The 9,916-nt window shown below is 67.0% G+C and carries 10 protein-coding genes; 7 read left to right on the top strand and 3 right to left on the bottom strand.

The features are described from left to right. Positions 1–11 precede the first annotated feature (11 nt). The gene (locus tag AB0H61_RS01480) at positions 12–335 is read right to left on the bottom strand and encodes a trypco2 family protein (RefSeq protein ID WP_357297825.1); all 324 of its coding nucleotides are present in this window, start codon (positions 333–335) and stop codon (positions 12–14) included. A 351-nt stretch (positions 336–686) separates the two neighbouring features. Between AB0H61_RS01480 and AB0H61_RS01475 the strand changes: the two genes are divergently transcribed. The 4 genes from AB0H61_RS01475 (at position 687) to AB0H61_RS01460 (ending at position 2,963) form a co-directional block, all read left to right on the top strand. Next, the gene (locus AB0H61_RS01475) at positions 687–842 is read left to right on the top strand and encodes a hypothetical protein (RefSeq protein WP_357297823.1); all 156 of its coding nucleotides are present in this window, start codon (positions 687–689) and stop codon (positions 840–842) included. Positions 843–912: 70 nt separating this feature from the next. Then, on the top strand, positions 913–1,293 hold the full coding sequence (locus AB0H61_RS01470) for a hypothetical protein (RefSeq protein ID WP_357297821.1): 381 nt from the start codon (positions 913–915) through the stop codon (positions 1,291–1,293). A 104-nt stretch (positions 1,294–1,397) separates the two neighbouring features. Then, positions 1,398–2,300, top strand: coding sequence for a class A beta-lactamase (gene bla, locus AB0H61_RS01465; protein WP_357297818.1), 903 nt, complete (start codon positions 1,398–1,400; stop codon positions 2,298–2,300). Positions 2,301–2,438: 138 nt separating this feature from the next. After that, on the top strand, positions 2,439–2,963 hold the full coding sequence (locus AB0H61_RS01460) for a hypothetical protein (RefSeq protein ID WP_357297816.1): 525 nt from the start codon (positions 2,439–2,441) through the stop codon (positions 2,961–2,963). A gap of 108 nt (positions 2,964–3,071) precedes the next feature. Here the strand turns inward: AB0H61_RS01460 and AB0H61_RS01455 are convergent, their stop codons facing one another. Further along, positions 3,072–3,755 carry a TVP38/TMEM64 family protein gene (locus AB0H61_RS01455; protein ID WP_357297814.1) on the bottom strand — a complete coding sequence of 228 codons (684 nt, stop codon included), beginning with the start codon at positions 3,753–3,755 and terminating at the stop codon, positions 3,072–3,074. A gap of 177 nt (positions 3,756–3,932) precedes the next feature. On the opposite strand from AB0H61_RS01455, the gene AB0H61_RS01450 reads away from it, so the two are divergent. Genes AB0H61_RS01450 through meaB form a run of 3 tightly spaced genes read left to right on the top strand, consistent with a single transcriptional unit; the run spans position 3,933 to position 9,111 of the window. Beyond that, positions 3,933–5,789 (top strand): methylmalonyl-CoA mutase family protein, encoded by a 1,857-nt coding sequence (locus tag AB0H61_RS01450; protein ID WP_357297812.1) that lies wholly within the window; start codon positions 3,933–3,935, stop codon positions 5,787–5,789. Then, complete coding sequence (gene scpA, locus AB0H61_RS01445; protein WP_357297810.1) at positions 5,789–8,074, top strand: methylmalonyl-CoA mutase; 2,286 nt, start codon at positions 5,789–5,791, stop codon at positions 8,072–8,074. The genes AB0H61_RS01450 and scpA overlap by 1 nt, the downstream gene beginning before the upstream one ends. Then, complete coding sequence (gene meaB / locus AB0H61_RS01440) at positions 8,071–9,111, top strand: methylmalonyl Co-A mutase-associated GTPase MeaB (protein ID WP_357297808.1); 1,041 nt, start codon at positions 8,071–8,073, stop codon at positions 9,109–9,111. Before scpA ends, meaB begins: the two co-directional genes overlap by 4 nt. Before the next feature lie 138 nt (positions 9,112–9,249). Here meaB and AB0H61_RS01435 read toward each other — a convergent pair whose 3' ends face one another. Continuing rightward, a complete protein-coding gene (locus AB0H61_RS01435) occupies positions 9,250–9,870 on the bottom strand; it encodes a TetR/AcrR family transcriptional regulator (RefSeq protein ID WP_357297805.1) in 621 nt (206 codons plus the stop codon). Between the last annotated feature and the right edge of the window lie 46 nt (positions 9,871–9,916).

The raw sequence follows: 9,916 nt of genomic DNA, 5'->3' as shown, positions 1-9,916 counted from the left end.
CCTGAACCATGTCATTCGTCGTCGTCGCCGATCAGCGTCTCATCCCCCGCGGCCAGCGCCGTATCCCGGGGTTTCAACACCAATTTGAGCCGATGCTTCGCCGCCCGTTCCGAATCCGCGCCACCGCCCAGCGACAGCACCCGCCACAGCGTCAGCTTCCCGTCGGCTTTGCGCGTCACCTTGGCCCCGAGTTCGAGTTCGAGCTCGATCGATTCGGCGACGAATCGCACTCGTTGTCCCTGACCGGCCGTGATCGCGTCGGCCAATTCGCTTCGCAGCAGTTCGATCGCGACGGACAGCTCCACCCCGTCCTTGTCGAAGTCATCCACAGTCACATTCCCCTTTATCCTTGCCTGCTGGTGACCGATCCCAGTCTGTCCTATGGTCCGAGTATCGCGCTGTGTTACAGCGGATTTCGAGCAACACCGAAGCGATGGCAATCCGTGGTTCTGACGTATCGACCCCTTGACGGATCCGGTGAACTCGATACCTGTTCGTGAGGCCCGGCGCCCATGTACCTGCTACATTGCGTCCGCACCCGCACAATTCCGAGAGAATTGCCTCCCGGGAAAAGTCCTCCGCCGAAACCAAACCGACCGGACCTATAGGGATGGAATCTGTTCCGGAATGTTGCCCGCCGGGTGATTCGGTATGTCGCCGGGTGATTCAGAGGCAGACTGAGGTCCATGAAGCGCATGCTCGTTTTCACGGCCGCGGCGCTGATTGCCGGGTCGGTGATCGAGTACGGTCACGCGGACGATCGGTCCGGGATCGCGGTGGTGGCCGCGGTGGTTCTTGTGGTGCTGTTGTTCGAGCTGGCCGTCCGTATGGGGCGCCGCTGATCGGTATGCCCTGCCTGGCTTGTTGGTAATCCGTTGGTGATTGCGTAGGCGATGCCCAGATCATCGCCGTATGAACAACAAGTACCTGATCGGAGTCGTCTTCGCGGTCGCCGCCACGATATCGGTCCTGCTCCCGGCGACCGCGCAGGCGAGTCCGACGAACGTGTGCGCCGCGGATCGCCCGTGCATTACCGAGCTGTACCAGAGCGGTAGGACCGTCCACATCGGATGGGACGGGCACCAGGACTTCTCCCACTACAACTTCCGCTGGAGCCGTCCGGGCCGGGCGGAATCCCAGCACGAGACCGGCGGGGGTGCGGGCGGCGGCGTCACCATCAAGAATGTCCGTGCCGGGACCGTGTACACCGTCAAGGTGCAGGGCTGCGATAAGCCGGTCTTCTCGCCTTCGCGGTGTACGCCGTGGGCGGAGCGGACGATCACCACGCGGTAACCAGTAGTGTTGCGCCGGGGGTCGTTGCGGCGGTCATCGCCCGCGGGCATCGTTGTCGATGAACTCGTGGCCCGCATCGCGATGACGATCGACGAGAGGACGACATGACACGCTCAGCGAGTATCGATCCGGGGCGTCGCGCTCTGTTAGGCCTCACGCTGCTCGCCCCGTTGGCCGCATGTGCGAAGACTTCTACCGGCGAGGCCGCCACCGCCCTGTCTCCGACACCGGATCCGGGGGCCCACTTCGCCGAGCTGGAACGTAGATTCGATGCCCGCCTGGGCATCTTCGCCATGGGAGCCGAGTCCACGCTCGAATACCGGGCCGACGAGCGCTTCGCGTTCTGCTCCACCTTCAAGGCACTCGCGGCGGCAGCGGTGCTGTCCCGAAACCCACTGTCGCATTTGGATACTCAGGTGACCTTCACCCGGGAGGACATCCGATCCATTTCGCCGATCACCCAGAACCGGGTGGACTCCGGGATGACGATCGGCGAACTGTGTGATGCCGCGGTCCGCTATAGCGATGGCACGGCGGGCAACCTGCTGCTCGACGATATCGGCGCGACCGCCGGATTCAACCAATACCTGCGCGGCCTGGGCGACCAGGTCGGCCGGTTGGACAACTACGAGCCCGAACTCAACAGCGTCGCCCCCGGCGACGAGTCCGACACCACGACCCCGCGAGCGATCGCCGCCGATTTCCGGATGCTCCTCCTGGGCTCGGGACTACCCGACGACAAGCGCGCACTCCTGACGGGCTGGCTCGTGCGCAGCGTCACCGGTGCGAAACGAATCAAAGCTGCCGTTCCCGAAGGATGGTCGGTCGCGGGTAAGACCGGCACCGGTAACTACGGGCGTGCGAATGACATCGCCGTGGTCACACCACCGTCGCGTACCCCGCTGGTGCTGGCGATCATGTCGGATCGACCCGGTGGATTCGACGCGAAGCCCAGCGAGGACCTGATCGCCGAATCCGCGAGGCATATCCTCGCCACACTGCACTGATTCCACCCCGGCGGGCGCATATTTCGCCGATCCGGATCCGCGAGCGACGGTGATCCGGGCATGCGCGCCTTCATCCACTTGTAGTGTTCATGAATGGCCGGAGCGTGTCCGGTGACGTGTGGATGAAGGGAAACGAAGATGTCTGACGCATCGGTCGAGGTGCTCCTGGACGACTTCGAGAACAAGGACAACTGGGATGTCGCGGGTGCCGGGGCGGCTCGGACGCATATGACCACGTTCGCGGAGGGTGCGCCGAGCAAAGAGCCCGGTGTCTACGCGAATGGCGCCGCGGGCGCGGACTACCGGGCTGTCGCGCTTCTCATCCGCTCCGCCACCGACGATTTCGAGTTCACCCTGATCCCCAAGCCGGGCAAGTCCTTTCCGATCCCCGGACACCTGGAGGCATTGAATCTGTGGGTGCGCTCACCCCACGCCTCGATCCAGATCTTCGGGCGCATCGGCGGCACCGGACCGGAGGAGCGGGAGCTGTTGCTGGGCAAGGTAACCGCGGGCGCGGAATGGCAGCGGGTGGCACACGACCTATCCGATCCGGTTGTCGGCGCCGATGTGATCGAACTGAAGATCCAGTTGACCCAAGTGGTCAAGCGCGCGGGTGAGGTCATGATCCTTCTCGATGATCTGACCGCGCGCACCAGGCCCTGATCGCGCGCGGGGCAGGTTGTCGATCGCGCAGCGCATATCGATCACACTGCGCCCCGTCCACTCCGCGTGCTCCGCGACCGCATCGCGGCCGACATACGGCAGCGGGGATCAGTCGGCGACCGCGACTGGTTGCGGCTCGAGGACGCTCGGTTCCTTCGGGGCCCAGCGGGCATCGACGACGAGGCCGACGAGTCCCAGCGCGATGCAGATCGCGGAGATGGCGAACATGGCCGGGTGGGTGCCGCCGGTGAGAGCGTCGGCGAGGATGACGGTGGCCACGGTGCCGGGGAGGGAGCCGAGAACGGTGGCGGCGAGATAAGGCCAGAACCGGATCGAGGAGAGCCCGCAGCAGTAATTGACGACCGAGAAGGGCGCGAAGGAGATCATGCGGAGCGAGCCGACGGCGAGCCAGCCGCGGCGTTCGAGGCGGTTGTCGATGGCGCGGACGGCGGGATGGGTCAGGCGGGAGGCGACCTGATCGCGGTCCAGTGCCCGGACGAGTAAAAGGGCGAGGGCGGCCGCGGTCGCGGTGGCGGACAGTGCCACGGCGATGCCGAGCGCCGGGCCGAAAAGCACTCCGCAGCTCACGGTGAGGACGGTGCGAGGAATCGGGGCCGTGGCGGCGAGGGCGTAGATCGCGAAGAAGAGCAGGGGTAACCAGGCGCCCACCGAGGTCGCCCACTCCTGGATCTGCTGTGGGCTGGGTAGCGGGACCAGCAGCGCGGCGATGAAGAGGACGCCGACGCCGAGGAACAGCGCGACGATACGCCGGTTGCGGATCAGCCAGGTCATCCGCGCAAGGTTACCGGTTGGTAGTGGCGGCCAGGGTCAACCGCCGCGGGGCATGCCGCTAGCATCAGAAGAAACGGACGAATGCTCGTTAACCGAAGTACGCGCTGACCTGGGCGAATGCGGCGGTGTCGGGCGCACACAGTGGGTGCGGCCGTGTCGAGTGGAAGAGGGAAAGCAGTGCCGATTGCTTCAGATCCGGCCGCGGAGCCGGTGCCGGAGTACGCCGCGTGGCGTAAAGGAGTGGCCGGCGTGCTGGCGAAGGCCCGTCGGGTCGATATTGCCGAATTGCCGAACGAGCCGGAGCGGCTGCTCGCGGAGACCACCTATGACGGGCTCACCATCGCCCCGCTCTACACCCGCCGTGACGAGCTGCCCGAGCAGCCGCTGCCGGGGGCGTTCCCGTTCGTGCGGGGCCGGGACGCGACCCGTGATGTCCATCGCGGATGGTTCGTCGGCACCCGGGTGACCGACGGCGATGTGGCCGCCGCGAACCGGGAGATCCTGGCCGGACTGGAGAACGGGATCAGTGCGGTCCGGCTCGGTGTGGGGGAGCGGGGTGTGCCGGTGGCCGACCTGCCGACCGCGCTCGCCGGGCTGCTGTTCGAGCTCGCGCCGCTGACCTTGGACGCGGGCGCGACGGTAACCGCCGCGGCGGCACAGGTTTTCGCTGTGCTCGACGAATACCAGGTGCCGGACCGGGCCGCGATCCAGGTTTCGCTCGGCGCTGCCCCGCTGACCAGCCGGTTCGCCGCAACCGATGATGTCGAGCTGCCGGAGGCGCTGGCCCTTGCCGGACAGGCGATCGCGCGACCGGAGACCGTGCGCGCGATCACGGTGGATGGCACCGCCTTCCACGATGCGGGCGCGTCCGACGCCCAGGAGCTGGGTGCCGCGGTGGCAGCGGGCCTGGAGTACCTGCGCGCGCTGACCGAGGGCCAGGACATCGCTGATGCGCTGGGCCAGTTGGAGTTCCGCTTCGCCGCGACCGACGACCAATTCGCCACCATCGCCAAATTCCGTGCCGCACGGCAGCTCTGGGCTCGGGTGGCGCAGGTGTGCGGTGCCCCGGATTTCGGTGGCGCGCCACAGCATGCGGTGACCTCGGCGGCCATGATGACCCAGCGCGATCCGTGGGTGAATATGCTGCGCACCACCCTCGCGGCCTTCGGCGCGGGTGTCGGTGGCGCGGACACCGTGACGGTTCTGCCCTTCGACTCCGCCTTGCCCGCCGGTGAGCTCGGTGTCTCGAAGTCGTTCTCCGACCGCATGGCTCGCAATACGCAGCTGCTGCTGCTCGAGGAATCGCATCTGGGTCACGTGCAGGATCCGGGTGCGGGCTCCTGGTACGTGGAGGACCTCACCGCCGAACTCGCCGCCAAGGCTTGGGCGTTCATGCAGGAACTGGAGGCCGCGGGCGGCTACCTGGCCGCCGTGCAGTCGGATCTGCTCGCGAACCGGATCGCCGAGACCAAGGCGGCGCGGGATTCCGATGTCGCGCACCGCAGGACGGCGGTCACCGGTGTGAACGAGTTCCCGAACCTGGCCGAGCAGCCGCTGTCGGAGGCGGCTCGCGGCAGCGGACTCGCTGCCCGGTACGGCGCCGCATTCGAGGCGCTGCGCAACCGGTCCGATGCGTACCTGGCGGCCAACGGATCCCGGCCCAAGGCGCTGCTGGTGCCGCTCGGCACGGTCGCTGAACACAATGTCCGGGTGACGTTCATCGCGAACCTGCTGGCCTCGGGCGGTATCGAATCGATCAATCCCGGCCCGCTCGAGGTAGCCGGAATCGGTACGGCGGCAACGGAAGCCGGTGCGCCGATCGCCGTGCTGTGCGGTTCGGACGCCCGATACGGCGCCGAGGCGGGCGCGGCGGTGGACGCCCTGCGCGTGGCCGGTGTGGAGACGGTGCTGCTGGCCGGTGCGGCGAAGGCCGTCGCCGAGTCGAGCGATGCACAGCGCCCGGATGGATTCCTCGCCGCGAAGATCGATGCGGTCGCGGCGCTGTCCGGCCTGCTGGAGAAGGTGGGAGCCTGATGACACTGAGTCACATTCATAAGCGCGGGGAAATCGAACACGTAATCGGCAATTTCGCGGACGTACCGCTCAACGAGCACGCGCCCGAGGCCGCGGCGGTCGATGCCGCGCAGGTCGAGACGTTCGTCGCGGAGGCCGCCGCGGCCAACCACTACACCCCCGAACAGCTGGTCTGGGCGACCCCCGAGGGCATCGACGTGCCGCCGGTGTTCACCAAGGCCGACCGGGATGCCGTTGCCGCGGAAGGCTATCCACTCGACAGCGTGCCCGGTGTCGCCCCCTTCGTGCGCGGTCCGTACCCGACCATGTACGTGAACCAGCCGTGGACGATCCGTCAGTACGCGGGCTTCTCCACCGCCGCGGACTCGAATGCCTTCTACCGTCGTAACTTGCAGGCCGGTCAGAAGGGCCTATCGGTCGCATTCGACCTGGCGACGCACCGGGGCTACGACTCCGATCACCCGCGCGTACAGGGTGACGTCGGTATGGCCGGTGTCGCCATCGACTCCATCCTCGATATGCGCCAGCTCTTCGACCACATTCCGCTGGACCAGGTGTCCGTGTCGATGACGATGAACGGCGCGGTGCTGCCGATCCTTGCGCTGTATGTCGTGGCGGCCGAAGAGCAGGGCGTCGCGCCGGAACAGCTGGCCGGAACCATTCAGAACGACATTCTGAAGGAGTTCATGGTCCGCAACACCTACATATATCCGCCCAAGCCCTCGATGCGGATCATCTCCGACATCTTCGCCTACACCAGCGCGAAGATGCCGAAGTTCAACTCGATCTCCATCTCCGGCTACCACATTCAGGAGGCGGGTGCGACCGCCGACCTGGAGCTGGCGTACACCCTCGCCGACGGCGTGGAGTACATCCGGGCGGGTATCGATGCGGGTATGGAGGTCGACAAGTTCGCGCCACGGCTGTCGTTCTTCTGGGCGATCGGCATGAACTTCTTCATGGAGGTCGCGAAACTCCGTGCGGGACGGCTGCTCTGGAGCGAGTTGGTCGCGAAGTTCAATCCGAAGAGCGCGAAATCGCTGTCGCTGCGCACACATTCGCAGACCTCGGGGTGGTCGCTCACCGCGCAGGACGCCTACAACAATGTGGCGCGCACCTGCATCGAGGCGATGGCCGCCACCCAGGGACATACCCAGTCGCTGCACACCAACGCCCTGGACGAGGCGCTGGCGCTGCCGACGGACTTCTCCGCGCGCATCGCCCGCAACACCCAGCTGCTGATCCAGCAGGAATCCAATACGACGCGGCCGATCGACCCGTGGGGCGGCTCGTACTACGTCGAATGGCTGACCCATCAGCTGGCCAACCGCGCCCGTGCGCATATCGCCGAGGTGGAGGCGCACGGCGGTATGGCCCAGGCCATCGGCGAGGGCATCCCGAAGCTGCGCATCGAAGAGGCCGCGGCCCGCACCCAGGCCCGCATCGACACCGGGCAGCAGCCGGTGATCGGCGTCAACAAGTATCAGGTCGAAGAGGATCACGAGGTCGAGGTTCTCAAGGTCGAGAACTCGCGGGTGCGCGCCGAACAGATCGAGAAGCTGGAACGCCTACGCGCCGAACGGGATTCGGCCGCCGTCGAGCGGGCGCTGAACGAATTGACCCGTGCCGCCGCCTCTTCCGAGGGCGGCATGGAGAACAATCTGCTCGCCCTGGCCATCGACGCCGCGCGCGCCAAGGCCACCGTCGGTGAGATCTCCGACGCGCTGGAGAAGGTCTACGGCAGGCATCAGGCCGAGATCCGTACCCTCTCCGGTGTGTACCGCGACGAGGCCGGGAAGGTCACCAATATCACCACGGCGAGCGAACTCGTCGAGGAGTTCGCGGAGGCGGAAGGTCGCCGCCCGCGCATCCTCGTCGCGAAGATGGGCCAGGACGGACACGACCGAGGACAGAAGGTGATCGCCACCGCCTTCGCCGACCTCGGCTTCGACGTCGACGTGGGCCCGCTGTTCCAGACCCCGGAAGAGGTGGCGCAGCAGGCGGCCGATAACGACGTGCATGTCGTCGGTGTCTCCTCGCTGGCGGCAGGCCACCTCACGCTGGTGCCCGCGTTGCGGCAGGCACTGGCCGATGCCGGGCGACCCGACATCATGGTCATCGTCGGCGGCGTCATCCCGCCCGGCGACTTCGAGGAGCTCTACGAGGCCGGTGCGGCCGCGATCTTCCCGCCCGGCACCGTCATCGCCGACGCGGCGATCGATCTGCTGAAGAAGCTCGCGACCGAACTCGGTCACGAGATCGGTAGCGGTGCCGCGGCCGAATGAGTGAAGCAGGTTCGGCCGCCCAGCAGCGAGCGGCCGCGCGCCGCACCATCGATGTCGACGCACTCGCCACGGCGGTCCGCAACAATGAGCGGGCGGCCGTGGCGCGCGCGATCACGCTGGTCGAGTCGACCCGGGCCGACCACCGGGCCCTGGCGCAGCGATTGCTGCTGAAGCTGCGGCCGCAGCCGGAGAGCTCGGCGAGTGCGGTGGTGTCGAACCGCGTCGGCATCACGGGCGTTCCCGGCGTCGGTAAGTCGACGTTCATCGACGCACTCGGCATGTACCTGATCGGTAAGGGGCATCGGGTGGCGGTACTCGCCGTCGACCCTTCCTCCACCCGCACCGGCGGTTCCATTCTCGGCGACAAGACGCGGATGGCGCGACTGTCGGTGGAGCGCAACGCCTATATCCGGCCCTCGCCGACCGCGGGCACGCTGGGCGGCGTCGCCAAGGCGACCCGCGAGACCATCGTGCTGCTCGAGGCCGCGGGCTACGACGTGATCCTCGTGGAGACCGTCGGGGTCGGTCAGTCGGAGGTCACCGTCGCGAATATGGTCGACGTCTTCTGTTTCCTGACGTTGGCCCGCACCGGAGATCAGTTGCAGGGCATCAAGAAGGGCGTGCTGGAACTCGCCGACTTGGTCGCGGTGAACAAGGCCGACGGCAAACACGAGATCGAGGCGAAGGCAGCCGCCCGTGAACTCGCGGGCGCACTGCGTTTGATCCATCCGCACGACGCGCTGTGGCGGCCACCGGTTCTCACCATGAGTGGTTTGGAAGGCGTCGGGCTGGATAAGTTCTGGGACACCGTCCTGGAACACCGCAGGGTCCTCACCGATGCGGGCGAGTTCGACGAGAAGCGCCGCCGCCAGCAGGTCGACTGGACCTGGACCATGGTGTACGACCAACTCCTGCGCCGTCTCGCCGACAATCCGAAGGTGAAAGCCATTCGGGCCGAGGTCGAAAAGCAGGTCCGGGAGGGCACTCTCACCGCCGCCCTGGCCGCCGAGCAGATCCTCGACGCCTTCGACAGCTGACGCCGATTCCCGGCGTCGGCGCGCATGTATTCGCCCGCGCCGGTCGTTATTCGCCTCTCCGCCGTGTAGGGCACGGCGTTTTCGGCAATGACGACCGGATCGACATGGGGCTGATCCATTGCGGCACAGCAGCATCCCTCACGGTGTGGCAGTCCGCTGTCCCGTCGAGGTTCCATGCAACTGCGCGGTGAGGGCCGCGGCCAACTCGGCGGCGTCGGCCGGGGCCAGGGCGGCGGGGCGGAACAGGATTCGATACCAGAGCACACCGAAGGCCTGTTCGACGGCGAGCTCGATTCCGGAGTCCGAACCGAGTTCGCCGCGAGAGTGGCTGCGCCGCAGCACTTCCGAGAGAGCGGCGCGGCGGCGGATGAGGAAATCGTCGAGGGATCCGGCCAGACCCGGATCGTCCCTGGCGGCAACCACCGCCGCGATCAGAGCCTGACGGTTGCGTTCTATACCCGCCGCGAGGAAGGTCTCGCGGAGGAAGATCTCCAGATCCGCGCGCAGGCTTCCGGTGTCGGGAACCGGTACGGCCGCTTCGGCCGAGTGCACCAGGGCATCGAGCAGTACCGCGTCCTTCGACGGCCACCAGCGGTAGATGGTCTGTCTGCCGACCCCGGCGTGCGCCGCGATCCGGTCCACCGTCACGCCCGAGCTGCCGTGTTCGGCGAGCAGTTCGGCGGCGGCCGCGAGGATCGCGGCGCGTGCCGCCTCGTTGCGGCGGGAGCCGGTGTGGGCGCGGGCGTTCGTATCGGACATGATCCGATGCTACCTTGACGAGACTCTCAGTCTCGACAATGCTCGG

Source organism: Nocardia sp. NPDC050710 (assembly GCF_040654375.1).
In the GTDB taxonomy this organism is placed as follows: domain Bacteria; phylum Actinomycetota; class Actinomycetes; order Mycobacteriales; family Mycobacteriaceae; genus Nocardia.
Note: the sequence above shows the minus strand (reverse complement) of the source record. Positions and strands in the feature narration are given on the sequence as shown.

Excerpts from the sequence above, each read along its gene's own strand:
- AB0H61_RS01475 (WP_357297823.1), top strand. The coding sequence starts at position 687 with ATGAAGCGCATGCTCGTTTTCACGGCCGCGGCGCTGATTGCCGGGTCG.
- AB0H61_RS01470 (WP_357297821.1), top strand. The coding sequence starts at position 913 with ATGAACAACAAGTACCTGATCGGAGTCGTCTTCGCGGTCGCCGCCACG.
- bla (WP_357297818.1), top strand. The coding sequence starts at position 1,398 with ATGACACGCTCAGCGAGTATCGATCCGGGGCGTCGCGCTCTGTTAGGC.
- AB0H61_RS01460 (WP_357297816.1), top strand. The coding sequence starts at position 2,439 with ATGTCTGACGCATCGGTCGAGGTGCTCCTGGACGACTTCGAGAACAAG.
- AB0H61_RS01455 (WP_357297814.1), bottom strand. The coding sequence starts at position 3,755 with ATGACCTGGCTGATCCGCAACCGGCGTATCGTCGCGCTGTTCCTCGGC.
- scpA (WP_357297810.1), top strand. The coding sequence starts at position 5,789 with ATGACACTGAGTCACATTCATAAGCGCGGGGAAATCGAACACGTAATC.
- meaB (WP_357297808.1), top strand. The coding sequence starts at position 8,071 with ATGAGTGAAGCAGGTTCGGCCGCCCAGCAGCGAGCGGCCGCGCGCCGC.
- AB0H61_RS01435 (WP_357297805.1), bottom strand. The coding sequence starts at position 9,870 with ATGTCCGATACGAACGCCCGCGCCCACACCGGCTCCCGCCGCAACGAG.